This is a genomic window from Shewanella sp. M16, from assembly GCF_018224605.1.
Classification (GTDB): Bacteria; Pseudomonadota; Gammaproteobacteria; order Enterobacterales; family Shewanellaceae; genus Shewanella; species Shewanella oncorhynchi.
Genome location: NZ_JAGTUL010000019.1, coordinates 1 through 25,189, shown reverse-complemented (window position 1 = coordinate 25,189; position 25,189 = coordinate 1). Strand labels below are relative to the sequence as shown.

The window sequence follows — 25,189 nt, the reverse complement described above, 5'->3', positions numbered from 1 at the left end:
AGCAATTGAAATGGGATTACCAGTTACAGTTTATCGCTACACAGACCCAGGTGCGCCACAGTTGGTTAATGCCACCCCCTCAGAGTGGATTAACATCCTAAAAAAAGTGCTGGTTGAGGGTTATGGCAATAAAGCCCCGCTAGGCTGGACTCTTGAATTCGAGAATGCCGCAGCGTTTAAGGTGGCATTTAGAAACTCACTCGCGAATGGTGGCTCAGGGGGCTATTTTCAATTTTGGTCAGCTAATGGTGGCAATACTTCGCAGCAAGGTTGTTATATAAAATGTGCAGGGGATATGTCTGCTATAGATGTATTTTCTAAAGCTTGTGGTCTTAGAGCTGCAACACTTTCAAACTCTGGTAAAGGGTGGGAAATTATAGGTACATCAAGGGGATTCTACCTAATGCAGCATCGGACTGATTCACCAAAGATGCTTGTTGCTGCTAACACTATCTTTTGGTGTTACTTCATTGGTGATATTCATAGTTTTTATTCTAATGATATCAACTGTTTTTCACTTATTTCAGGTAATAACACCGCTGGTGATTTACCTTCAACACCTGCAGGTAGTGTCATTGGTTGGACTACGACACTTTCTGCCCAGTTATATGCGGTTGATGGTGTCAATACTAGCCGAATGTATTCAATGACTCTTCCGTTTGTCAATACAAGCTCACCAGGAGCACCATTTCTTAACGATGCAGAGGTGTCGAACTTACAACATAATTTTGTTATGCCGTATTTAGAGATTGCATACAACATCAATGATGCAAGTGGAGTTCCTGCAAATATCAGCACGTCATTACCAGCTTGTCGAGGGACAGCACCAGGGATGAAGGTTTCCTCATTTGTTGGCTACGGTAATAACAACTGGCCAGTTGATCGAATCTTTGACGGGATAACTTACATTTTACTCAGATCTGTTTACAACAATAAGTTATGGATTAGTACGGGTGACTGGTATGAGTAAATTTATCGATGTAAAACCCGTAAAGTCATCGGTTTATCATCAAGCAGTTATAGATATTAAAGTTGATAACAACGCAGAGCGATTAATTGTAATGAATCGCTTAACATGCGAAATTTATTATGTTTTTAATTGCAATCAAGTGAAGAATGTCAAATTAATAATGCCATTGGAACATACAACAAACAATGAGTTATTGGTCGGCATACTCGATGATGACCGCAACTATAACGCTAAATTATTAGATGGTCGGCAAGCCGATTTAATTAACGGCAATCAAGTGACGATTCGCCCATGACAGCCATTGTTATCAATTTTGATAAGCCATGGATTGCCTCAGCCTCACCTATTGTCATTAGCTTTACCGATGAACCCACGCCAGAGATACCAGAGGTACCCATTAGCCCAGGTACAATTGGTATAATGTGCGGCATAGGTATTGCGATTGCGCCGAGTGTTGTACAGCAGCTAACCATTAAAGAAGCCACCCAAAGCCATGCCACACAGTTAACGTCACAATGGCAAGTTGGCCATGTGACGCAAATCGTGACGGCCAAGTGGCAAGCTAAGGCATTAATGGGCATTACCACCTCAGTGGTATGGCGCTGGAATAACCTAGTGCCATGTAAAGCTGATTTGCTTTGGTTGGTGCCACAGTTACATGGTGTGCAAGCTTCTAGCCTATGGCTATTGCCTGATTTAGTGCCATCACGGGTTGAAATGCTATGGCGGCAGCCAGAGGCTACCACGCAGATTATCGCACTGGGTTTAAGGCAAGGTGAGTTAGTCGCGACTGAGGTTAAGCTTGCCCACTCGAATATTCGTGCTGCAGGCGATATGAAAGGAATAGCATGGGGGCCACATGCTGCGCGGTGGGTGTGCTCGAGTAAGTATCGACCACCCAAAGGCAAGATCACCATTAACTTTAGCGATCCTTGGGTAAATGCAGCCAGCCCGATTGTGCTCAACTTTACCCCTTCACCAAACATATGTTACTGGGATGATGGCGGCGGCTTGATAGGCACAAATCCATCGTTACCCACCATTGATTTTAAGATCCCTATCGAACCGCAAATCAGAAGGAGTTACCTCATGCAGCCTCAAATCAGTTGTGTTCGTGTGAGTGACGGCGTTGCTGTGGTGCTCAAATCAGTATCCATTTCTCAATCCCGTTCGCAATGGGCCAGTAGCGGAAGCTTAGCGTTTTCATCCCGTATTGATGCCGAGCGTGCCGCTAATGAATTACTGAAAATAAGCATTAATGGCTATGACTTTTACCTGCTTTGTGAGTCTCCCAGTGAGTCAAAAGCCTTTGGCAAAACCAGTTATAGCGCGACAGGTCGAGGCCGCTTAGCCACACTCGCCAGCCCGAACCGAAAGGCCATCAACTATGTGAACGTGGTAGCCCGCAGCTTTATTGGTTTGATGGCCGATATTGTGGCCAATACTGGGTGGACTGTCGCCAGTAAAATTAGTGATTACCCTGTACCCGCAAACGCCTTTAGCTATGCCGCTAAAACACCCGCTGAAGCGATTAACATGATGGCAAATAGCATTGGGGCCATGCTCGATGTGAACGATGAAACTCAGACTATAACTGTGATCCCTCAGTGGCCAGTCGTGCCTTGGAATACCGCAAGCGCAATTCCCGATGTGATTTTGCATGATGGAGTGATCCTCGAATTTAACGAGCGTATCGACATTCGTCCCGATGCTAATGCGGTGTTTGTACGTGGTGAACAGCAAGGCGTGGCGGCGAAAGTGAAACGTTTCGGGACCGCTGGTGACAACTTTGCTGGTGATATAGTGGATAAGTTAATCACTGATAATCAAGCCGCAAGAATGCGCGCAACGGCCGAATTAGCCAACGCAGGTAATAAGGTGCAAAACAGCATTCGCGCAAAGGTCATGGCGGATTTGCCACCCATGCGACCAGGCATGTTAATTGGGGTTCGCAAAGGTGCCGAGGTGTTTAAGTCAGTGTGTGAAAGCTTCAGCATAAGCGGCAGCGTTAATGAGTCAACGGGGATGGTTACAGTGAATCAGACCGTGACGCTATTGCGTAATGAGGTGGCTGCATGAGCAACATCTATCAACGCTTAGCGAACTTAAACCCTAAGCCCCAGCGCAGTGTTGCCACTGTGATTAACGTGACGAATGGCACCACGACAGTACAACACGCCGATGGCAGTTATCAGACCGTTTTGGGTGACTCAGTTGCCAGCGGGAAAGTGTATATCGTCGATGGTCAGATCCAAGGCCAAGCCGCCGACCTGACGTATGTTGAATTAGAGATTTGATAAAAGAGAGCGGTCTAGCAATGCTACCAACACTGCTAGACCGTCAACACACAGGATAACACCCTGTGAGCCAACCAAGGCTCCCTCACCGCGTCGACACGGCGAACCGAGCCTAGCATAAAAAATCCTAAAAAAGGAGGCTCACATGCCAAAACCGATTATCCCTTGGATGGGCGGTAAGCGTAGATTAGTTAAGCAGATTTTACCGATATTCCCTGAACACCATACCTATGTAGAACCCTTCTGCGGCGGTGCTGCAATGTTCTTCAGCAAAGACGAAGCGCGGGTGGAAGTCGTTAATGATATGAATGGCGACTTGGTGAATCTTTATCGAGTCATTAAACATCATTTAGAGGAGTTTATAAGGCACTTTAAATGGGCTTTAATTAGCCGTGAAGAGTTTTTATGGCAGAAGAATACTAACCCTGAAACACTAACCGATATTCAGCGAGCGAGTCGCTTCTACTATCTTCAAAAGCTGGCGTTTGGCGGGAAAGTATCAGGTCAGAATTTTGGGTGTTCAGCGTCTCGCCCCGCTGGTTTGAACTTGTTAAGGATTGAGGAAGATCTCAGCGTTGCTCACCTACGCTTGGCAAGAACCTATATCGAGCGGTTGGACTGGGCTGAGTGCGTAAGACGATACGATAAGCCAGAAACCTTGTTCTATTTAGACCCGCCTTACTGGAGTACGGCAGGCTATGGTGTAGAGTTTGGACTAGAACAATATGCCTTGATGGCCGAGCTTGCGAAGACAATCAAAGGCAAGATGGTGATCAGTGTGAATGACATACCAGAGATGCGCGAGGCATTCGCTGGGCTACAAATGAAGACGCTGGGAATACGTTACACGGTAGGAGGCTCAGGCCGTTCAGGAGAGCAGCAAGAGCTACTCATCTGGAATTGGTAAAGTAAATGATAATGGCCACTCAATGTGGCCAGTTCAGCTTTTTAGACTCCTGTTAAACCTCCAGTTTTTTTGGCTACATCACTATAAAAAACTGGCTAAAAATTGGTTGCTTGCACTCTGGTGACTATTCCTTACTCTGATGCTTGGGTATTAAGAAATGTTAAGGAGTAAGTTATGGGAAGAGAGAAAGCAAGGCAACTTCAGAATGAAGACGATTGGAATACCAAGGCGTTATTAGAAGATTATAGATGTGAGATCCATGGTGGCTTAATCTCCTATGACGAAAGAGCGGTATATTTTAAGACTAAGCGATGTGCATACTGTAACCACATTCAGTCTAAGGATGACTAAACGAAAGGCCCTCTTAGTGAGGGCCTTTGCTTTTTCTCATATAGGCGATACCATTTCTCACTTTGGTCGGCGCGCTACACGACTAACGACCAGAATTAATCTTGGTCTTTTTCTGGTACAAAACCTTCAATTTCTACTTCTTTACCTTCAAATAGGAAAGAGGTCATTTGTTCTTCAAGAAATTTACGATCATCAACATTCATCATGTTGAGTTTTTTCTCGTTGATCAGCATGGTTTGCTTTTTTTGCCATAGGCCCCAAGCTTCTTTGCTGATGTTATCAAAAATGCGCTTACCTAAATCACCTGGATACAGTTGAAAGTCTAGGCCGTCGGCTTCTTTATTTAAATATACGCAATTGACTGTACGCGCCATGATTATTCCTTACTGACTGCGGATTGAACGAGTGATCCCAAATTGGCTAGCACGCGCTCGGTGGCGGCGGCGAGTCCCACTTTGGAAGGATGACTTATGTTATACCAGAGAGACTGGTTTTGTTCCATGACAGCGCCCACGCTCTCTTTATTGCCGAGGGCTTTATCTAGATTAAGCATCATGGGCTGAATATCTAAATGAAAGTGGCTAAATGTGTGCCTAAAGCCAGTTAACCATTCGAGTTGCTGCGCATCAAACCCTTGCTCTTCAAGATGAGTTTCAAGGGTGGCTTGGGTAGCGAATTCAGGGAAACACCAGAGTCCGCCCCAAATTCCCGCTGGCGGACGTTTAGCTAAAAAGACTTGGTTGTCTTGCATCATCACTAACATCCACGCCGCTTTGGTTGGTATGGTTTTTTTAGGTTTTTTGCCAGGGAAATCGGTTTGTCTGCCAATCAGTTGAGCTTTGCAATCAATCGCTACAGGGCAAGCGGCACAGTTAGGTTTGCTACGAGTGCAAATACTGGCGCCGATATCCATCATAGCTTGATTATATTTCTGAATATCTTGCTGCGGTGTGAAGGCATCCGTCAGTTGCCAAAGTTGCTCTTCAACCGTCTTTTGCCCTGGCCAACCTGCGATTGCCCCATGTCTTGCTAATACACGTTTTACGTTGCCATCGAGAATGGGGTGATGTTGCCCAAGTGACAATGACAATACTGCGCCTGCCGTCGAGCGGCCGATGCCAGGTAGGGCGAGCACTTGTTCAAAATGTGTTGGAAATAATCCCTGATAATCATCGCGGATTATTTTGGCTGCTTTATGCAGATTACGCGCCCTAGCGTAATAGCCAAGACCGGTCCAATGATGTAATACCTCATCGTCTGGCGCGTTAGCAAGTGCTAACACATCGGGGAAACGCGCCATAAATTTAAGATAATAGGGAATAACAGTCGCAACCTGAGTTTGTTGCAGCATAATTTCAGAAACCCATACGCGATATGGGGTTTTATCTTGCTGCCAAGGGAGGGTTTTACGACCGTGATTGTCGTACCAAGAGACGATACGTGTAGCGAAGGAGGCTGTAGATTTCATCGGCGCAGTGTAGCGGCAGTTATCTTCTTAGACAAGCGTCAAAGATAAGTTGGCAAGGGATCTAAAGCTAAAAATCGCTGCTAAATTCGCACTCTTAAATAATCTTGGTATACTTTCGCCCCATTAGTGCTTGCACTGTATGTTGAACTTTGGATAATGCCCTTCTTTTATGATGGTGTTGTCCACTAGACGAGGCAAAAATGAGCGAAGTCACTACCGCTGAATTTAATGAAGAAGGCAAGTATCTGCGCAAGATCAGAAGCTTTGTCCTGAGAGAAGGTCGCCTAACCAAAGGCCAAGCACACGCTATTGAAAGCCAGTGGCCAACAATGGGTTTAGATTACAGCCCAGTGCCATTGGTACTAAGCGACGTTTTTGGTCGTGAAGCTGATACTGTGCTGGAAATTGGCTTTGGCATGGGCGCCTCTTTAGTACAAATGGCTAAAGATGCACCAGAGCAAAATTTCATTGGTATTGAAGTACATAAACCGGGTGTAGGCTCTTGCCTTAGTGATGCCGCCATTGCTGGTGTGACTAATTTACGTGTGTATCATCACGATGCCATGGAAGTATTAGAACATGCGATTGCTGACGGTTCATTAGCCCGAGTGCAATTGTTCTTCCCAGATCCTTGGCATAAAAAACGTCACCATAAACGCCGCATCGTACAAGCTGAATTTGCCGAACTTATTCGTCGCAAGCTAAAAATTGGCGGTGTTTTCCATATGGCAACTGACTGGGAAGAGTACAGCGAGCATATGTTAGAGGTGATGCAAGCCGCACCGGGTTATCAAAACCAGTCGGCCGACGGCAGTGTGGTGCCGCGTCCTGATCATCGTCCATTGACAAAGTTTGAAGCCCGCGGCCATAGACTGGGTCACGGTGTATGGGATCTGATGTTTGAGCGTATCGCTTAATCACGAACTCAATTTTAGCTAATTTTAAACACAAAAGGGAAAATCACTATGGCAACTAATCGTAGCCGTCGTTTACGTAAGAAAATGCGCGTTGATGAATTCCAAGAGTTAGGTTTCGATATGGCTTGGACTTTTGATGCATCAGTATCTGAAGCCGATATCGATGCAACTGTAGATAAATTCATCGATGAAGTGATCGAAACCCGTAAATTAGGTTTCCATGGCGGCGGCCACATCGAATGGGAAGGCATTATCGCCACCCAAACGATTGGTAAATGTACCGAAGAAGATATTGCTGCAGTTAAGGCATTCTGGGCGACCCAAAAAGTATCTCAGGTTGAAGTTAGCGAACTGTACGACATTTGGTGGGGTTAATGCCCGAGTTGGCATTACTTGAGGAAGTGGTCGAGAAAGTTCGACCCTTGCTCGGCCAAGGAAAGGTTGCAAATTATATCCCCGCACTGGCCAGCGTTGATGCTGGCAAATTAGGCATTGCCGTCACGACTGTTGACGGTGAAACTTTAGGTGCGGGCGATTACCTTGAGCCGTTTTCGATTCAAAGTATCTCCAAAGTTTTCAGCTTAACCTTAGCGTTAACTTTATATGAAGAAGCCGAAATCTGGAGCCGTGTTGGCAAAGAACCTTCGGGCCATTCATTCAACTCTTTAGTACAAGTCGAGTTAGAACGTGGCAAGCCGCGTAATCCCTTTATCAATGCTGGCGCGTTAGTGATTGCTGACTTATTGCAGAGTCGTTTAGGTGCTCCTAAACACAGAATGCTTGAGTTAGTCAGGCAACTAAGCCAAAACGATAAAGTGTGTTTCGATAAACAAGTGGCAGATTCAGAATATCAGCATAGTGCGCGCAATGCGGCTATCGCTTATTTGATGAAGTCGTTTGGTAATTTTCAAGGCGATGTTGATACAGTGCTGCGCACCTATTTTCATTATTGCGCCTTGAAGATGAATTGTGCTGACTTGTCTAAGGCCATGTTGTATTTGGCTAATCGCGGCAAAAGTATCACAGGGACTGAGCTTATTTCTCAAGTGCAAACTCGGCAACTTAACGCTCTGTTGGCAACCTCGGGCTTATATGATGGTGCTGGTGAGTTTGCTTATCGTGTTGGTATGCCAGGTAAAAGTGGCGTCGGCGGCGGTATTATTGCCGTGATCCCTGGAGAACTGTCGATTTGTGTATGGTCGCCAGAACTCGATAATAATGGCAACTCACTTGCGGGCACTGCGATGCTTGAGCATCTCAGTCAGCGTCTCGGTCGTTCTATTTTCTAGTCTTATCTCTCGTTTTTTATTAGCACTATCAGACTAAATGTTAGCGAATTTCGCTAATGACCTTTTAGTGCTAAATTTCAAAATCCAACATAATCATATTGTTATAAAGTTGGCACATCTCCTGCTATAAGCTATTCAGTAGTTTAGGTTTATCGAATTATTCAGATTAAAGGACGAACAAAAATGAAATTAAATAAGTTATTAACTGGATTTGCATTATCTGGCGTGATTTTAGGAACATCTAGCGTACAGCTGGCGCAAGCACAAACAGAGCCAAAAATAGATGAACGCTGTGAAGTCGCCTTAAATTATGACGTTATGGTTGAGCCTAAAAAATTAGTCATGAGCGAGAAGGGCACAGAAAAGTATCGTATCGAAGTTGACAAGTTATTTGTGGAAGGTAAGCAAGTTAACTTAACCGACAAGCAGAAAAAATTGGTTACTCAATATGCCGATGAAGTTTCGACTCAAGTGCCAGAAGTGATTGAACTGGTGAATGAGGCAGTATCTTTTGCTTCCAAAGCGGTTGGTATGGCCTTAACACCTTTAATGGGTGATGCCGCTGGTGCAAAATTTGATGAAATGATGGCTGGCGTTCAAAAACGGGTTGATTCAGTGGCTTATAAGAATGGTGATAGCTTCTATTTAGGGGCGACTGAAGACTCGATGCAAAGTACATTTAACGATGAATTCGAGCAGGAAATGGAACAAATTGTCCAGAATTCAATTGGCGCAATTATGATGAACTTAGGTGGCCAAATCATGTCTGGTGGCGGTGAAAATTTTGAAGCCAAGATGGATACCTTCTCCAAAAAAATGGACAATTTAGGCAAAGATATTGAGCAACAAATTGAGAGCCAATCTAAGGGATTAGAAACTAAGGCTGACCGTTTGTGCGACCGATTTGAAAATTTGTTAGTGCTTGAAAATCAATTGCGCCAAGAAGTGCCAGAACTAGCACCTTATGTGTTGACACAAAACTCAACCAAGGAACTGCGTGAATAGTTCTTGTAAATATCTCTTGCGAATAGCCCTTAGTTTTAACTGCAATAACTTCTATCTCCTTGTGCATGAGTCAAACTTGAATGCTACGCCCCTAGTCAATTAATCGACTAGGGGCTTTTTTATTGGCTACTGTTTAATCGTGGTGACAACCTTTATGGCTAAGTTGATGTGGCTTATAGGCTAGGCTTGCAGCGATTTAGTTCGGAATGTTACAGTCTAGAGACGAATATTTGGTATACTCTTAAAATATAATTAAAAGCTGGCATATCAGTCAGATATAACCCCCTACTTTAGTGGACTTTTTCGGTCTAAATCTCTGCGTTATATCATTTTAATGCGAGATATCAATGCTATGGTTATTTTTAAGCGATGATTACGCTAACCATAGCTGCTCACCGAAAGTTAATATCATTGTCGTAAACAGCTTAAGGCGACTTCCATGTTAGAACTGTTAGAACCTATTGCGATTTTTACTCATGTGGCCAGAGCAGGTAGTTTTAGTGCCGCCGCAAGAAGGCTTGGGATCTCTAAGTCTAAGGTCAGTACACAAGTCGCCGATCTTGAACATAGACTTGGTGTTCAATTAATTCAACGTACCACCCGCAGCTTAAGTCTGACTGAAGCAGGGCATTTGCTGTATCTGCAAGGTGAAGAATTGCTACGTGACGCTGAACAAGCGATAGCCAGCGTGCATAACTTAAATGATGCGACCCGCGGCGTGCTTAAGGTGGGAATTTCCCAATCCTTTGGGGTGATGCATATCATTCCTGCGTTGCCATCTTTTATGGCAAAACACCCTGAGCTTGAGCTACAAGTGAGCTTACTGGACCATAAAGTGGATGTCGTGAGCGAAGGCTTAGACTTACTGTTAACTATGTCTGAGCAATTACCGCTTGGCATGGTTGCTAGACCTCTGATGAAGTGCCAATTCCTGTTAGTTGCTTCGCCTGGCTATATTGCTCAACATGGCGAGCCAACTCGACCTGAGCAGCTAGTTGACCACAACTGTTTGGTCTATCAAGGCGAGTGGCACGAGCACAGCATGTGGCAATTTAAGAAGGGTGATGACTACTGTGAAATTGGCGTATCGGGTAATTTCAGGGTGGATAATGCGCCTGCATTAAAATCTGCTGCAATCAGTGGTCTTGGCGTTGTGTATCTTGCGAGTTATCTGATGGAAGATGAAATTGCCAAAGGGACATTAGTGCCTTTACTGAAGGATTGGCAATTGACCCACCATCTGCCATTGCAGGCGGTTTATCCCCGTCGTAAGCACTTAGCACCTAAGGTTAGTTCTTTTATCGAATTCATCAAAGATCACATAGGAACGCCACCGTATTGGGATGCTCCCTATGTCGAATTATTCAGTAAACGTCAGTAAAATAGGAAACATTGTTCTCAAAAGCAGTCTTATGTGGTTTTAAATTGGGCAGGTACTTTTCTGGTCATTTAAAATCAATGCTTTAGGTTGAGTTAATGAGTACATTTGTTGATGGTTTTTTAGGGGTTACTAAAGCACTTTTTTATAACATCCTTGAACTCTGTTCTTAATTGAATACAATGGTAACAGTTGATTCGGAATGATCTGAGTCCTATACGTTTATTGGAAATGACCCCTTTCAATTTTTGTATACAGGTCGGCGTTAATGCAGTTTTGGATCACAGCCAACAGAAGTTTGAGAACTAAAACAATGTTGGCTCTTTAAACCATCATCCTAGTTTTTGGTTTACCTCAGCCTTATCGCTGAGGTAATTTTTTATTGATGGTTTGCAGCCTTGAGCACAAGTTTTGTCTCCCTGTACCCTAAAGTCGCAACTGTGTGTTAAATGATGTGAAGGCGAGTGCTAAAGCATATATTAATGCAACAAATATAGTGACCCACAGTGAGAAGGGTTCTGTTATCTAACGGGATAATGGTACCAATAAAAAAGCCACTTTCGAGTGGCTTTTTTATTGGGCGCAGCTTAAGACTTTCACTTATGTCGCTTTAGTCGTGAAGCAAGTTAACAGTGCTTCACGGCTAAGCATTAAGGCATTAGGCCTTCTTCTTACTGGCTATCCAGAGAGCGACTTGTTGTTCTAACACATCCAGTGGCAATGCGCCGTTAGCAAGTACTAGCGTATGGAAGTCGCGGATATCAAATTGACTGCCAAGCTGTTGCTCTGCTTTATGTCTGAGTTCCTGCAGCTTAATCATGCCCACTTTATAGGCTGTCGCTTGTGATGGCATAACGATATGGCGTTCAACCATTTTCACCGCATCTGATTTAGCATTTGGCGTATTATCCACGTAATAGGTTATGCCTTGCTCGCGGGTCCACTTTTTAGCGTGGATACCAGTATCAACGACTAAGCGACAGGCACGCCATAGCTCCATTGCTAGGCGACCAAAGTCAGAATATGGATCGGCGTAGAGTCCCATTTCTTTTGGGAAAAATTCGCTATATAAACCCCAGCCCTCAATATACGCGGTATAGCCACCAAACTTACGGAACTTAGGAATATTTTGCAGTTCTTGGGAAATGGCGATCTGCATATGATGACCCGGAATACCTTCGTGGTAGGCCAGCGCCTCCATTTGGTATTTTGGCATGGCTTTCATGTCATATAGGTTTGCATAGTAGCTACCGGGACGCGAACCATTCGGTGCCGGTTGTTCATAGAAGGCTTTACCAGCAGATTTTTCCCTAAAGGCTTCAACCTGCTTCACTACCATGGCGGCCTTAGGTTTTACTTTGAACACTTCATCCAAGCGCGACTTCATATTGTCGATGAACTTAGTCGCCTCAGCTAAATAGGCGGCTTTGCCTTCGGCGGTATTGGGGTAGTAGAACTGGGGATCATCACGCATAAAGCTAAAGAATTGCTGCAAATCGCCTTTAAAATTGACCTTCTTCATGATGGCACGCATTTCATTGTGAATACGTTCCACCTCAGAAAGTCCTAAGTCATGGATTTGATCGGCGCTCATGTTTGTCGTGGTCGTTCGTGCCAAGGCATTATTGTAATAGGCGGAGCCGTTAGGGAGTTTCCAAGCACCATCGCGGTCATCAGCTTTAGCTGCTAAGGTTTTTACGTAACTGATGAGTTTGTTATAGGCGGGCTCGACTTGAGTCACTAGTGCTTGTTCAGCTTGTTGAAGCAGTGCTTGCTTCTCTGTCTCTTGAATCGCTAATGCGTTCACTTTACGGCGAAAATCTGCGAGTAGCGCGCTATCGTCGCCCTTATCAAAAGGCGCACCTTTGATAATGTTTTGGCTGTCTGAAATCACATAAGCGAATACAAACTTAGGCGCGATAATGCCTTTATCTGCGCGAACGTCTAATACTGTCTGTAATTGACTTAAGCGTTTGGGCATGCCATTCAAGCGGCTGATATAGGCCTTAGCATCGCTGACATCTGTGATTTGATGTTGGTTAATTAAGAAGGAGGCGATCATAGAGTGGCCGCCATACATCTGATTCACAGGATAATTATGATAGCGCCATTGGTCATCTTCGATGTCATTTTGCAGATTTTGCTTCAGTAACGTGAGGCTAAGGTTTGTTTGTGGATCGAGTTTGGCCGCATCAATCTGATTGACTTGCGCCAGTTGTTTTTTTGTGCGATCTAAGGTTTTATCATCGGCGGCATCACCCAGTTCATCCCATTTATCATAGTCTTGCTTGATCCCCATATAGGTCTGCGAAATGGGACTCGCCATAATGTTTTCCATGAAGATGGTTTCGAACAGAGCATTGGCTTTTTCTGACTCGGTTTGCGCTACTGCATTCACAGGTTCGCTTGCACTGTTTAAGGCTGGCGAAGTTGATGCTGCATATGCGGGAATGGTCAGCAGAGCTGAAAGGGTCAGTGCGACTAAGCTGATTTTAGTTTTTATTGGCATGATCAGGCTTCCTAGATTGATTTGCATCAATACTAAAGAAGCGGAACAAGAATGTATGGATATTAGTGTTAGAAAATGTGTTAGCAGTAATAGTATTAAACTGCACTATTGAAAGCTAACACATTATTTATAGAGCTATTTTAACGGCAGGCTTAGCAGAATTGTGTCAGTAAATCATTAACAAACATATGACCTTTACTGGTTAATTGCCAATGTTCAGCGGATTCTGTGAGTAAACCGCGTTGTTTGGCTTTTTCCATTCCTTCGGTCAATGTGTCTCTGTGTTGTCCGGTGCGCAGTTCAAATTCTTGCTTAGGAATAGGTGTCATCAGACGCAGGCGATTCATTAAATATTCGAGCGCGCGGTCTTCCTCTGCAACTTCAATCGATTCGAAGGTGTAGTTGTGGGCACTCAGATATCCCTTGGGATGTTTAATTTTTACCGTGCGTATGATGCGGTTTTCTTTTGGCAGCGTCACTTTGCCGTGTGCGCCACAGCCTATGCCTAGATAATCACCAAACTGCCAGTAGTTGAGATTGTGCCTACATTGGTAACCAGGTTTTGCGTAGGCAGATATTTCGTATTGCTCATACCCTAATGCGGCCAGCTTTTGTTGACCTTGCTCATAGATATGCCAGAGCGCTTCGTCATCGGGCAGCTGCGGCGGTTTTGAGTGGAATAGGGTGTTGGGCTCAATCGTTAACTGGTACCAAGATAGGTGTGGCGGGTTAAGCGCCGCTGCCGTGTCGATATCGGCCATAGCTTCAGCAAAACTTTGGTTGGGTAATCCATGCATTAAATCGAGGTTAAAACTCAAGTATCTCGCTTGGCTGGCTTTTTGAGCGGCGACTTGTGCCTCGTTTTGATCGTGAATACGTCCAAGTAAGTTGAGTTTATCCTTAGAAAAGCTCTGCACCCCGATAGATAAACGAGTGACGCCCGCTGCACGATAGGCACTAAAGTCATCGTGTTCTAAAGTGCCAGGATTGGCTTCCATAGTGATTTCGATATTGTCACTAAAGGGAATTAGCGCATTGGCACCATCGAGTATGCGTTTGATTTGTTTAGCATCGAATAATGATGGCGTGCCGCCACCGATAAAAATGGTATGAATTTGCCGCCCTTGGACGAGATGTAAATCTTGGCGTAAGTCTTCCAATAGCGCATCAACATAAGCCTCTTGTGGCAGTTCGCCATTTTGGCCATGGGAATTAAAGTCACAATAGGGACACTTTTGTACGCACCAGGGAATATGGATATACAGACTGAGTGGTGGCAGTTCGAGCTTCATTGCAGTAGTCACGGCAGTTGACGACATTATTGTGCATTCCCGCCTGTTAATACGCCTTGGGCTTGCATGGCGGCGATGAGTTGCACTAGAGCTTTACCACGATGACTTAAGGCATTTTTCTCGTTGCTGCTCAGCTCTGCCGCGCTACATTGATAATTTTCAGGGATAAAAATCGGATCGTAACCATGGCCATTGGCGCCGCGTTGGCTAAAGTCGATTTGGCCTTCCCATGAGGCTTGGCAAATAATCGGGGTAGGGTCTTTCGCATGGCGCATATATACCAGTACGCATTGGAATCTTGCCCCGCGAGGTGCTGGCTGGTCTTTTAACGTCTCAAGTAGTTTCAATACGTTGTCTTGATCTTTGGCATTTTCGCCTGCGTAACGTGCTGAATAAATGCCTGGAGCGCCTTGGAGTAAATCCACTTCTAAACCCGAATCATCGGCAATGGCCGCAAGTCCGGTGATTTCGGCGGCATGCCTTGCTTTGATAATGGCATTCTCTACAAAAGTGGTACCCGTTTCTGCTACTTCGCTGACATTAAACTGGCTCTGCGGCAGTACAGTGACACGGTAGCTTGCGAGCATTTGATCGAATTCGGCGAGTTTGCCTTTATTACCGCTGGCGAGGACGATTTGTTGCATGGAATACCTATCATAAATGGGACGACGTGCGTTGGCACTATGATACCCAAGCTCAATAGTAAAGGACAGGGAAAGGGGTTGGCGCTACAGGAAAGCAACGCCAACAAAGGTATAAAATAGGTTTATTCAACGTAGAATTTTTGCTTGAACTGTAAGTTCGTGTTCAGTTGATTGCCATATTTAATTGCGATATTGAAGTTGATTTCCTGATCATCGCGGTAGGGCACTTCGGCAATGTAATAAATCGCATCACCTTCGCGGATCTCTTTAAACGTTAGATTGATTCGCGCATCTAACAAATTATTAGCAACTCCAGTAATTTCAACGGGTACTGCGGGCTTATTCGCTTCGCTAATATCTAATACGGCAATATTGATGATGCCAGTGTAGTTACTGCGCTTAATGCCATAGGATTTGGCTATGCTAGGCGTTAAAAATGTACTGCCAAGTGCCATGTAATGAATATCAAAATTGCCGACAGTTTCTTTTTGCTCGGCATTTGCAACACCGCAAAGGCTGGCCGTGAGGGCTAATACAGCGAGAAGATTACGGAACATGATGGGATACCTCATATTAGGGAATGTTGGATTATAGGGCCGCTGTGACTATTTTTTTCAATAAATTAATAGCATTCAAAGGATTAATTCGTTTTCAGTTGTACGATTCTTTAACTAATTGATCTTTCAACTGAATTACTTTTCACTATCTTGCCCCATCAGTTCAGTAATGACACTTGGGATGATCTTAGGGTCAATAATGCGGATTTGTTTATGTCGGCCAAGTTCACCTTTTATTATGTGAATGTCGCTCTTTGGCACTTTAAAAGCTTTTGCTAAGTACTTGCTTAAATGGGCATTCGCTTTGCCATCAATAGGCGGCGCAGTGATGGCTACTTTTAGCTCATCACCGTGCAATCCTACAATTTGATCTCGGCTAGCCTTAGGCTGAATGTAGAGATTAAGCAGCAAGTCACCTTGCTGCAAAGTCACTGCACTCATTAGATCACAGCCCAATAAGGGATATATTGAGCAAGTAACATATTGAGGAAATTCATACCAATAATGACCAGCATTACGGATAAATCTAAACCACCAATTGGCGGTATGATACGACGTATTGGTGCTAATACGGGTTCAGTTAACTGACCCATGATCATTACAATTGGATTATAGCCTTGGTTAAACCAGCTTAAGATTGCGCGTATTAATAGCATCCAAAATAGCAGTACCCCTGCTTTTTTGACCACAGATACAACGGCAAACAGCAAAAATAACAGTATGTCTATGCCACCGCCCGCAATGAGGCTAATTAGTAGCAGCTTGGCTATCACAACCAATAATGCGAGGACGAAAGATGCGGTATCAAATCGCCCTAAGGAAGGCAAAATACGGCGCATTGGTGCGATGAGCGGGTGAGTTGCTTTAACAATAAATTGGCTAAAAGGATTGTAAAAATCAGCCCTTGCCAGTTGTAACCAAATCCGCAAAATCACCACCATCAAATAGAGATCGAATAGAGTGGTGATTAAAAAGGTAAATGCATTCATCGAGATTTCTACCTATTAAAGTTCGATATAAAAACGTGTTAGTGGATCAAAATGTTTTAGCCATTTCTTCTGCACGATTAATACAGTTTTCCATGGCTTTTTTTACTAAGCCGCGCATATCCGCAGCTTCAAATGTCGCCAGCGCTTGTGCGGTGGTGCCGCCCTTTGAAGTAACATTCTCCCTTAAATTACCTAAGGTCAGTTGTGGGTTTTGCTTTGCCATCATAGCAGCGCCAAGCGCAGCTTGCTGCACTAAACTTCTGGCTTTTGTTTCATCCATTCCCATTTCTTTGCCTGCATCTATCATAGACTCCATTAGCAAAAAGAAATAAGCCGGTGAACTGCCCGATAGTGCAATCACTTGATCTAAATCTGACTCTTCATTTACCCACACTATTTCGCCGCCGCTTGACATCAAACGATCGCAAATGGCTTTCTGCTCGGGAGTAATGCTTTGAGGCGCATAGAGGCCAGTCATACCCACACTAATTTGCATCGGCGTATTTGGCATGGCGCGGATAAGCTTGATGTCTTGTGCCAGATAGTCGGTATATCGCTTTGCTTTAATGCCCGCAGCGATAGTGATGACTAACTTATTCGACAGCTCGACTGTCTGTAATGCTTCACAAACTTGTTGCATCAATTGTGGTTTTACCGAAAGTACTATGACATCGGCAGCTTGCGCCGCGGCTAAATTATCTTGAGAAACCAAAATCCCAAAATCGGCTTTTAGTGCATCGAGTTTACCTTGGCTGGGATTAGTCGCTTGGATGAGTTGAGCTGGATAGCCGCTATTGACTAAGCCACTGATGATGCTGCGCGTCATATTGCCGGCACCGATAAAGCAGATTTTCTGTTGATCCATTTGATTCTCTTCAGTGTGTTAACCGTTGACTTGTAACATCTTCACCTTAAATTAAGATGATAAAACGGTTAGTCATTTGAATGACTGAGCCTGATTATCGACTCTCGCAAATTGCTCTTAAATCGTTAATGTTCGGTGTTCTTAAATACAGTATTTGGGCATAAAGAGCTAAAAACAAGGTTAAACTGACTTCTAACTAAATGCCTAAAGTGGATTTTACACAGCGTAATTGCGCTCACCAAAAATGGCACTGCCAATACGCACCATAGTTGAACCGCTGCTAATCGCTGTATCTAGGTCATTACTCATCCCCATTGAAAGCGTGTCTACAGCGGGATAATGCGTTTTAAGTTCTTGAAATAGATTGTTTAACATGGAAAACTCTTTAAGCTGTAACTCTGTATCCGCGGTAGCCGTTGGAATTGCCATTAGGCCCCTCAGTGCTAAGTTAGGTAGCTGAGCTATCAGTTCGGCCAGTGGCAGCATTTGAGCCGCATCTATGCCAGATTTTGTGTCTTCAGCACTGATATTAATTTGAATACAGACGTTTAATGGCGTCAATTCGGCCGGACGTTGCTCATTGAGTCGCAGGGCAATTTTGTCGCGTGAGAGGGTATGCATCCAATCGAAATGCTGGGCGACTATGCTGGTTTTATTGGATTGGAGTGGGCCGATAAAATGCCATTCTATGTCCGGGAAATCCCCCTTGAGTGCAGTAATTTTTTCAGCGCCTTCTTGGACGTAGTTTTCGCCAAAGCAACGCTGACCCGCTTGGTAGGCTGCTATAATGTCTTCAATAGGTTTAGTCTTGCTGACGGCAAGTAAGCGAATACTGCTGGGGTGGCGGGCACATTTTTGCGCTGCTTGTGTGATCCTGCGCTGTGCGATTGCGAGTCTGTCTGCTATTGTTGTCATGATGTAATTATCTAGTTGCAAGGATATCCCAAACGATGGAAATCACTGAGTTATTGGCATTTAGTGTAAAACACAAAGCCTCGGATCTACACCTTTCTGCAGGGATATCTCCTATGATCCGTGTTGACGGTGAAGTGAGAAAAATTAACCTGCCCGCGCTCGATCATCAAGGTGTACACAGTTTAGTGTACGACATAATGAATGATAAGCAGCGTAAGGACTACGAAGAACATTTAGAAATCGATTTCTCGTTTGAAGTCCCTAATCTTGCACGCTTTCGTGTTAACGCATTCAATCAATCCCGTGGTGCAGCGGCTGTGTTTCGTACCATTCCAAGTGACATTTTGTCACTTGAGCAATTAGGTGCGCCGGAAATTTTTAAAAAAATTGCCAGTTTCCCTCGCGGATTGGTGCTAGTGACTGGACCTACGGGGTCCGGTAAGAGTACCACACTTGCCGCCATGGTGGATTACGTGAATGAAAATCGACATGATCATATCTTAACCATTGAAGATCCTATCGAATTCGTTCACCAAAATAAGCAATGTTTGATTAACCAACGTGAAGTTCACCGCCATACCCACAGCTTTAATGCGGCGCTTAGAAGTGCACTGCGTGAAGACCCAGACGTGATTTTAGTCGGTGAGATGCGTGACCTTGAGACCATTCGTTTGGCTATGACTGCCGCTGAAACAGGCCACTTAGTGTTTGGTACCTTGCATACGACCTCTGCCGCGAAAACTATTGACCGTGTGGTCGACGTATTCCCCGCCGGTGAAAAAGACATGGTGCGCACTATGTTGTCGGAATCGCTGCAAGCGGTTATTTCGCAAACCCTGATTAAAAAGGTAGGCGGAGGCCGTGTCGCCGCCCATGAAATCATGATGGGCACGCCCGCTATCCGCAATTTAATTCGTGAAGACAAAGTGGCGCAAATGTATTCGGCAATTCAAACAGGTATGGCCCATGGAATGCAGACCTTAGAGCAATGTTTACAAAACTTAGTCAATCGCGGTCTTATCACTCGTGAAGATGCAATGGCGAAAAGTTCGAATAAACAAGCGACATTTTAAGGATTTATGATGGATGTTCGTCCGTTTTTAAAAGTGATAGTGGAACGCAAAGCCTCCGACTTGTTCATCACAGCGGGTTTTCCGCCGAGTGCCAAGATTGACGGTGAATTGCGTCCCTTGGCAGAAAGTGCGTTTACACCAGCACAATCACTGGATTTTGTTGAGTCGTTAATGACAGAGGCTCAGAAGCAAGAGTTTCATTCCACTCGTGAGTGTAACTTCGCTTTTGCGGCAAAGGATTTAGGTCGTTTTCGGGTGAGCGCTTTTTGGCAGCGTGAATCGCCTGGCTGCGTGATGCGCCGTATTGAGACTAAAATCCCTGATGTCGATGATTTAAAATTGCCGCCTATTCTAAAAGATCTGGTGATGAGTAAACGTGGTCTCATCATTATGGTAGGCGGAACGGGAACGGGTAAGTCAACGTCTTTGGCGGCCTTGGTGGGTTATCGCAATGGTCATGCCCGTGGGCATATTTTGACTATTGAAGATCCGGTTGAATTCGTTCACGACCACAGAAAAAGCATAATCACTCAGCGTGAAGTGGGTATAGATACTGAGTCTTTTGATGCGGCGCTAAAAAGCTCCCTTCGCCAAGCTCCCGATGTGATCTTGATTGGTGAAATTCGTACCCAAGAGACGATGGAGTTTGCGCTGTCATTTGCTGAAACGGGTCACCTTTGTATGGCAACCTTGCATGCCAACAACGCCAACCAAGCGTTAGACCGGATTATGCATCTCGTGCCTGAGAGTAAACACCAACAGTTATTGTTCGATTTATCATTGAATTTACGCGGTATTGTGGCGCAACAATTGATCCCTAAAGTCGATGGCACAGGGCGTCGCGCCGCGATTGAAGTATTGATTAACACCCCAAGGGTGGCGAGTTTAATTGCGAAGAACGAGCTGCATTTACTCAAAGAAACCATGGCAAAATCCAACGAGCAGGGCATGCAGACGTTCGATCAGGCCTTGCTGAAACTTTATGTCGATGGCGAGATTAGTTACGCCGATGCGCTGCACCATGCTGATTCACCAAACGATTTACGTTTGATGATTAAATTGCAGAATAAAGAATCCACGGGCTCAGGTTTTATGGAAGGTGTCACCTTAGACATGGACTAACGCGATAGTCAGGTTCTGGGTTAGGCAGCTCTTTATGGGCTGCTTTTTGTTGGTGTAGTTAGATTTTCGTTCAGCTCAATCGGTTTTACTTCATCGCTATGCAGTCGTTAACCATAGCTTTTATTTTTTAATTCAATATGATCTTTACCTTGTGCGTTTGCGTAATGTACTGGTAAAGGAGAAAGCAATGAAAAAATTACCCATGATATTCGCTATGACAGCGAGCTTGATGAGTGTTGGCGCTATGGCGGCCACTTGTCCCGAGTATCTGAACCTTGAAGTACGAAAATTACATTCTGAAGAGACAGTTAATCTGTGTGAATTGACTCAGGGAAAACCAGTGTTGATTGTTAACACGGCCAGTAACTGTGGTTACACCCCGCAGTTTAAAGCGCTCGAAAAATTGCATGAAAACTACAAAGATAAAGGCTTAGTGGTCATTGGTTTCCCATCGGATGATTTTTTCCAAGAAGAAAATGATGAGAAAGATACGGCTAAGGTGTGTTACATCAATTACGGTGTCACCTTTACTATGCTGTCGACATCGCCAGTACGTGGTAGTGACGCTAATAGTGTCTTCAAATACTTAGCCGAAAAAACCGGTGCGCCTAAGTGGAATTTTTATAAGTATGTCGTCAGCGGTGATGGTGCGGTTGTGCAACAGTTCAATTCTAAAGTGAAGCCAGATAGTGAAGAGCTTAAGCAAGCGATAGAATCTGTACTTTAATCTTACGAATATTTATTAATTAAGAGGCTGTTTTGGCTAAATTTTCAGGCTTATCCAAAGAAGTTGGACACGGGCAGCGCGGCAAAGTAGGCGTGTTGTTGTTGAATTTAGGTACTCCAGATGAACCCACAGCATCTGCTGTTAGACGTTATCTTGCAGAGTTTTTAGCGGATCCCCGAGTCGTCGAAATTCCTAAGCTAGTGTGGATGTTGATTTTACACGGGATTATTTTGCGGGTACGGCCAGCAAAATCGGCAGCATTATACCAAAAGGTATGGACTGCGGCAGGTTCACCGTTAATGGACATTAGTTTGCGTCAAACGGCAAAGTTAGCGGATAAGCTTAACTCTGATAACCATGATGTTTCTGTGCATTTAGCCATGCGTTATGGCAGTCCATCGGTCGCCAGTACATTGCAAACTATGCATCAAAATGGCATTGATAAAATCGTGGTGTTACCTCTGTATCCCCAATATGCGGCGCCAACTACGGGTTCTGCTTTTGATGCGATTGCGGCTGAGTTGTCCAAGTGGCGCTATATTCCAGCACTGCATTTTATTAATACTTATCATGACAATGCTGACTTTATTAATGCTTTAGCCAATTCGATCACGGCTGATTTTGAAGCCCATGGTAAACCGCAAAAATTGGTGTTGTCATACCATGGAATGCCTGAACGTAATTTGCATTTAGGTGATCCGTATTACTGCTTCTGCATGAAAACAACTCGACTTGTCACCGAAAAGCTTGGGTTAGGTAAAGATGAGTTTGTCATGACTTTCCAATCGCGTTTCGGTAAAGCCAAATGGCTACAACCTTATACCGATGCGACTTTGAAAGCGTTGCCGCAACAAGGCGTGCGTGATATTGCTATCGTCTGCCCAGCTTTTAGCGCTGATTGTTTAGAAACGCTGGAAGAAATTGTTGGTGAGAATGGTCATCTCTTTGCCGAGGCGGGTGGTGAGAAGTTCCGTTACATCGCTGCACTAAACGATGATGATGCACACATTACTATGATGGCCAACTTAGTGAAGCCACATTTTTGATCCGGTAATTTATCGGGTTAAACATCAAACTAAAAGGATAAGGCAACTTATCCTTTTCTTTTTTTGTAGTTTTATTTATTGTGGCATTACTTGCTGAAGTTATTTTCGAAGTAGCTTTCGATGATAAGGACGGCAGACACCGCATCGACTTGACCTTTGGTCAGTGCCTTAAACCCGCCCAATTCGAATAATCTGGCCTTAGCATCAGTGGTAGTTAATCGCTCATCTTGAGTGGCTATTTTGACTTTGAACTTAGCATTGATGCGGTTCGCAAATTTACGCGCCCTGTGGGTCATATCTTGCTCTGTGCCATCCATGTTCAAGGGGAGGCCAACGACGACTAAGTCTGGTTGCCACTCTTTGATTAATTCGCCTATCTGATCCCAATTTGGGATACCATCGACGGCCTTGAGTGATAATAATGGTGTGGCGCTGGCTGTGATCTCTTGGCCTATAGCCACACCAATGCTCTTAGTGCCAAAATCAAAGCCTAATACGGTTTTCGAATTCATAGTATGCGGACTTATATTAATAAATAGGCTTAAGCGTGACCCGCTTGAGCTGAAACTTGCCAAGCATCAAATCCGAGAGCACGACTGGCCTGTGGCCAACGGTCTTCGTGTTTAATGTCAAACAAGAGCGCATTCGTTGCTGGAATTGTGAGCCAAGAATTATCGGCAAGCTCTTGTTCGAGCTGATCTTTACTCCACCCTGCATAACCTAAGGCGACGAGGAACTTCTCGGGCGATCTGTTGCTTCCAATCGCGGTTAACACATCACGTGAAGTGGTTAGCATTAAACCACAACCCAGATCTGTGCTATTGGCCCAATAGGGCTGAGAGGTATGCAGCACAAAGCCGCGATCTTGGGAGACGGGGCCGCCCATCATGACATTGGCATTGAGCACTAAATCCGCGGAGACTTGCTCTGCCGGCAAATCCATTTGTTCTAATAGCGAATTAACTTCGATACCGAGCGGTTTATTGATCACCAGCCCCATGGCGCCTTTGGCATCATGTTCACAGATATAAATGACTGAGCGTTCAAAAAACGTACCGTGTAGTGAGGGCATCGCAATTAAGAAATGGTTCTGCAAACTCTCCATTAAACTACTCCGTTTGATGTGGCTAAGTTGATCTAGCTTGCTGCTATATTGCTAAGTCGGGCGAGATTAACCGCCAGCTAATTTAACTTTGTAGTTTTGTTTCTCAAGTAATAGCTTTAATTGCTCGCGGTTGTCCGTTTGGACTTCAATAGTGAAATCTTTAACCGTACCACCACAACCACATTGTTTCTTAAGGGTTTGTGCCATTGCTTTTAACGCTGCTTCATCGAGACCTAACCCAGAGATAATCGAAACGCCTTTACCTTTGCGGCCTTTACTGTCTCTATGGATCCTGACTATGCCATCGGATTCCGGAATCGCTTTAGTGGCGGGCTCTGCATTTATACGGCCTTTGTCGGTGCTGTACACTAAGGATACATTAGGATCTGCTTTCATTGGTTTCATTCATTGATATTAGAAGGTGACTTATACCGACTCAGTTTATCAAATTTGCAGAGGTTCTGGGAGGTAAAAAAAGACCACTTGAGGATTCTCCTTAAGTGGCCAATACAAAATGCTAACTCTTTGCAGGGAAGTAAGCATATTTTTGAAAAGTAAGCTTAAAGCTCAGGATTAATTCATTCGCATGAATACCATGGCTATCAGCGCCACAGCGGTGAGTAATGCACTGGGCATAATAAATTTATGTAACTTAGGTAATGCAATTAAGCAGGCTGTTGTAACAAAACCAAATGCGGCGACTGTGGCATAGTTAGTGCCATTAGCAATGGTATCAATAACCAACCAGCCAAGCACTAGGAGGGGTAATATCAGTAAACTGGTAGGCAAATGACGTTTAATTTTTGCGTTATTCGCCTCGAGAGAAATTTTTTCTGGTGCAAGGAAAAAAATGGCAGATGCAACCATAAACGCGCTAATAAACCAGTACATTTCAACACCCCTTTAAATCTTAATTGATAATCATTATCATCTTTGGCTTTGCTGAAGTCAAGCTGAATGAGATGCTGCTTTTTAATCAATTGAGTTGTAGATTTGGCTATTGCTCTGTAAGCTAAATTCATATCTCTGATACTTGTCTTTGTTCGGGTCGAACATCTGAGGAAATTAAGATGAAAAATATTTTTGTAGCATTAGCTGTGTTGGCACTCAGTGCCTGTAGTTCGATGAAGTCTGGTTGGGATTTTGACCCTAGCGCAAATTTTACCCAATATAAAACCTATGCTTGGGTTGCTCAGAAAACGGATTCTGCCGGATATCATCTAGATGGCTTGATGGATCAACGGGTCAGAGAAGCGGTGAATAGCCAGTTAGCGAGTAAGGGGATGACATTAGTTGATGCAAAAGATGCTGATGTACTTGTTAATTATCTGACCAAAGTTGATAAGAAGATTAATGTTGATACCTTCAATAGTAATTTTGGCTACAACCCATACTATGGTCCAGGATGGGGTTGGGGCGGCAATATGCAGACCCAAACCACAGTAAGAGAATATGAAGTCGGTACCCTGATTATTGATTTGGTTGATAATAAAACCACTAAACTGATCTGGCGTGGTTCTGTTGCCGATACCATTCGCGACAAAAATACCCCAGAAGAAAGAGTACAGATCATCAATCAAGCAGTGGGCAGTGTAATGGCAAATTATCCACCTAAGCCTGACACTAAATAGTTCTGATTCAGTTTGAATGAACATTAAGCGGCCTAAGGGCCGCTTTTTTGTGGTTGATTTTTATGCTTTTTGTCTACGGTATTAGATGATCTGCAGTTATTTATCATCTGATTGGATTTACGTTATTAATAC

General features: G+C 44.3%; 29 protein-coding genes. 15 read left to right on the top strand and 14 right to left on the bottom strand.

What is annotated here, in order from left to right:
- The first annotated feature begins 10 nt into the window (after positions 1–10).
- From KFE26_RS13710 to KFE26_RS13690, 5 genes are all read left to right on the top strand, one after another.
- The gene (locus tag KFE26_RS13710; protein WP_212600725.1) at positions 11–970 is read left to right on the top strand and encodes a hypothetical protein; all 960 of its coding nucleotides are present in this window, start codon (positions 11–13) and stop codon (positions 968–970) included.
- Positions 963–1,265 carry a hypothetical protein gene (locus tag KFE26_RS13705; protein ID WP_212600724.1) on the top strand — a complete coding sequence of 101 codons (303 nt, stop codon included), beginning with the start codon at positions 963–965 and terminating at the stop codon, positions 1,263–1,265. Before KFE26_RS13710 ends, KFE26_RS13705 begins: the two co-directional genes overlap by 8 nt.
- Entirely contained in the window at positions 1,262–3,049 is a 1,788-nt protein-coding gene (locus tag KFE26_RS13700; protein ID WP_212600723.1) for a hypothetical protein, read from the top strand. The genes KFE26_RS13705 and KFE26_RS13700 overlap by 4 nt, the downstream gene beginning before the upstream one ends.
- Complete coding sequence (locus tag KFE26_RS13695; protein WP_076500504.1) at positions 3,046–3,267, top strand: hypothetical protein; 222 nt, start codon at positions 3,046–3,048, stop codon at positions 3,265–3,267. The genes KFE26_RS13700 and KFE26_RS13695 overlap by 4 nt, the downstream gene beginning before the upstream one ends.
- Positions 3,268–3,412: 145 nt before the next feature.
- A complete protein-coding gene (locus KFE26_RS13690) occupies positions 3,413–4,174 on the top strand; it encodes a DNA adenine methylase (protein ID WP_212600722.1) in 762 nt (253 codons plus the stop codon).
- Positions 4,175–4,620: 446 nt separating this feature from the next.
- On the opposite strand, the gene KFE26_RS13685 is transcribed toward KFE26_RS13690, so the two are convergent.
- Both KFE26_RS13685 and mutY read right to left on the bottom strand, forming a co-directional pair.
- Complete coding sequence (locus tag KFE26_RS13685; RefSeq protein ID WP_006082532.1) at positions 4,621–4,899, bottom strand: oxidative damage protection protein; 279 nt, start codon at positions 4,897–4,899, stop codon at positions 4,621–4,623.
- A gap of 2 nt (positions 4,900–4,901) precedes the next feature.
- Complete coding sequence (gene mutY, locus KFE26_RS13680; protein WP_113939413.1) at positions 4,902–5,993, bottom strand: A/G-specific adenine glycosylase; 1,092 nt, start codon at positions 5,991–5,993, stop codon at positions 4,902–4,904.
- Positions 5,994–6,193: 200 nt separating this feature from the next.
- Between mutY and trmB the strand changes: the two genes are divergently transcribed.
- The 5 genes from trmB (at position 6,194) to KFE26_RS13655 (ending at position 10,585) form a co-directional block, all read left to right on the top strand.
- Entirely contained in the window at positions 6,194–6,910 is a 717-nt protein-coding gene (gene trmB, locus KFE26_RS13675; protein ID WP_105251866.1) for a tRNA (guanosine(46)-N7)-methyltransferase TrmB, read from the top strand.
- A gap of 48 nt (positions 6,911–6,958) precedes the next feature.
- The gene (locus KFE26_RS13670; protein WP_028761293.1) at positions 6,959–7,285 is read left to right on the top strand and encodes a YggL family protein; all 327 of its coding nucleotides are present in this window, start codon (positions 6,959–6,961) and stop codon (positions 7,283–7,285) included.
- Positions 7,285–8,199, top strand: coding sequence for a glutaminase B (gene glsB, locus KFE26_RS13665; RefSeq protein WP_113939414.1), 915 nt, complete (start codon positions 7,285–7,287; stop codon positions 8,197–8,199). Before KFE26_RS13670 ends, glsB begins: the two co-directional genes overlap by 1 nt.
- 183 nt (positions 8,200–8,382) lie before the next feature.
- Entirely contained in the window at positions 8,383–9,204 is an 822-nt protein-coding gene (locus KFE26_RS13660; RefSeq protein WP_212600721.1) for a YggN family protein, read from the top strand.
- Positions 9,205–9,643: 439 nt separating this feature from the next.
- Entirely contained in the window at positions 9,644–10,585 is a 942-nt protein-coding gene (locus KFE26_RS13655; RefSeq protein WP_006082526.1) for a LysR family transcriptional regulator, read from the top strand.
- 655 nt (positions 10,586–11,240) lie between these two features.
- Here KFE26_RS13655 and KFE26_RS13650 read toward each other — a convergent pair.
- The 8 genes from KFE26_RS13650 to KFE26_RS13615 all read right to left on the bottom strand — a co-directional run bounded on the left by KFE26_RS13650 (position 11,241) and on the right by KFE26_RS13615 (position 18,353).
- On the bottom strand, positions 11,241–13,091 hold the full coding sequence (locus KFE26_RS13650) for a DUF885 family protein (RefSeq protein WP_212600720.1): 1,851 nt from the start codon (positions 13,089–13,091) through the stop codon (positions 11,241–11,243).
- A 152-nt stretch (positions 13,092–13,243) separates the two neighbouring features.
- Positions 13,244–14,410 carry a radical SAM family heme chaperone HemW gene (gene hemW / locus KFE26_RS13645; RefSeq protein ID WP_028761289.1) on the bottom strand — a complete coding sequence of 389 codons (1,167 nt, stop codon included), beginning with the start codon at positions 14,408–14,410 and terminating at the stop codon, positions 13,244–13,246.
- Positions 14,410–15,027 carry an RdgB/HAM1 family non-canonical purine NTP pyrophosphatase gene (gene rdgB / locus KFE26_RS13640; RefSeq protein ID WP_028761288.1) on the bottom strand — a complete coding sequence of 206 codons (618 nt, stop codon included), beginning with the start codon at positions 15,025–15,027 and terminating at the stop codon, positions 14,410–14,412. Before rdgB ends, hemW begins: the two co-directional genes overlap by 1 nt.
- 122 nt (positions 15,028–15,149) lie before the next feature.
- Positions 15,150–15,584, bottom strand: coding sequence for a DUF4426 domain-containing protein (locus KFE26_RS13635; RefSeq protein ID WP_105251872.1), 435 nt, complete (start codon positions 15,582–15,584; stop codon positions 15,150–15,152).
- A 135-nt stretch (positions 15,585–15,719) separates the two neighbouring features.
- A complete protein-coding gene (gene yggU / locus KFE26_RS13630) occupies positions 15,720–16,025 on the bottom strand; it encodes a DUF167 family protein YggU (RefSeq protein ID WP_028761286.1) in 306 nt (101 codons plus the stop codon).
- Positions 16,025–16,573, bottom strand: a complete 549-nt coding sequence (locus KFE26_RS13625) for a YggT family protein (RefSeq protein WP_105251874.1) — start codon at positions 16,571–16,573, stop codon at positions 16,025–16,027. Before KFE26_RS13625 ends, yggU begins: the two co-directional genes overlap by 1 nt.
- Positions 16,574–16,619: 46 nt before the next feature.
- Positions 16,620–17,438: a pyrroline-5-carboxylate reductase gene (gene proC / locus KFE26_RS13620; RefSeq protein WP_212600719.1), complete on the bottom strand. Its 819-nt coding sequence runs from the start codon at positions 17,436–17,438 to the stop codon at positions 16,620–16,622.
- A gap of 216 nt (positions 17,439–17,654) precedes the next feature.
- On the bottom strand, positions 17,655–18,353 hold the full coding sequence (locus tag KFE26_RS13615; protein ID WP_212600718.1) for a YggS family pyridoxal phosphate-dependent enzyme: 699 nt from the start codon (positions 18,351–18,353) through the stop codon (positions 17,655–17,657).
- Positions 18,354–18,388: 35 nt separating this feature from the next.
- Between KFE26_RS13615 and KFE26_RS13610 the strand changes: the two genes are divergently transcribed.
- The 4 genes from KFE26_RS13610 to hemH all read left to right on the top strand — a co-directional run bounded on the left by KFE26_RS13610 (position 18,389) and on the right by hemH (position 22,321).
- Entirely contained in the window at positions 18,389–19,426 is a 1,038-nt protein-coding gene (locus KFE26_RS13610) for a type IV pilus twitching motility protein PilT (RefSeq protein ID WP_006082517.1), read from the top strand.
- Positions 19,427–19,435: 9 nt separating this feature from the next.
- Positions 19,436–20,548, top strand: a complete 1,113-nt coding sequence (locus KFE26_RS13605) for a PilT/PilU family type 4a pilus ATPase (protein WP_028761282.1) — start codon at positions 19,436–19,438, stop codon at positions 20,546–20,548.
- Between the two features lie 187 nt (positions 20,549–20,735).
- A complete protein-coding gene (locus KFE26_RS13600; protein ID WP_173243652.1) occupies positions 20,736–21,275 on the top strand; it encodes a glutathione peroxidase in 540 nt (179 codons plus the stop codon).
- 32 nt (positions 21,276–21,307) lie between these two features.
- Positions 21,308–22,321: a ferrochelatase gene (gene hemH, locus KFE26_RS13595; protein WP_212600717.1), complete on the top strand. Its 1,014-nt coding sequence runs from the start codon at positions 21,308–21,310 to the stop codon at positions 22,319–22,321.
- A gap of 86 nt (positions 22,322–22,407) precedes the next feature.
- Here the strand turns inward: hemH and ruvX are convergent, their stop codons facing one another.
- The 4 genes from ruvX to KFE26_RS13575 all read right to left on the bottom strand — a co-directional run bounded on the left by ruvX (position 22,408) and on the right by KFE26_RS13575 (position 24,317).
- Positions 22,408–22,833, bottom strand: coding sequence for a Holliday junction resolvase RuvX (ruvX, locus tag KFE26_RS13590; RefSeq protein WP_212600716.1), 426 nt, complete (start codon positions 22,831–22,833; stop codon positions 22,408–22,410).
- A gap of 29 nt (positions 22,834–22,862) precedes the next feature.
- The gene (locus KFE26_RS13585; RefSeq protein ID WP_173243658.1) at positions 22,863–23,426 is read right to left on the bottom strand and encodes a YqgE/AlgH family protein; all 564 of its coding nucleotides are present in this window, start codon (positions 23,424–23,426) and stop codon (positions 22,863–22,865) included.
- Positions 23,427–23,492: 66 nt separating this feature from the next.
- Positions 23,493–23,822 carry a stress response translation initiation inhibitor YciH gene (gene yciH, locus KFE26_RS13580; protein WP_028761277.1) on the bottom strand — a complete coding sequence of 110 codons (330 nt, stop codon included), beginning with the start codon at positions 23,820–23,822 and terminating at the stop codon, positions 23,493–23,495.
- A 177-nt stretch (positions 23,823–23,999) separates the two neighbouring features.
- Positions 24,000–24,317 (bottom strand): hypothetical protein, encoded by a 318-nt coding sequence (locus KFE26_RS13575; RefSeq protein WP_105253083.1) that lies wholly within the window; start codon positions 24,315–24,317, stop codon positions 24,000–24,002.
- A 179-nt stretch (positions 24,318–24,496) separates the two neighbouring features.
- Between KFE26_RS13575 and KFE26_RS13570 the strand changes: the two genes are divergently transcribed.
- Complete coding sequence (locus tag KFE26_RS13570) at positions 24,497–25,057, top strand: DUF4136 domain-containing protein (protein WP_028761276.1); 561 nt, start codon at positions 24,497–24,499, stop codon at positions 25,055–25,057.
- Positions 25,058–25,189: the final 132 nt, after the last annotated feature.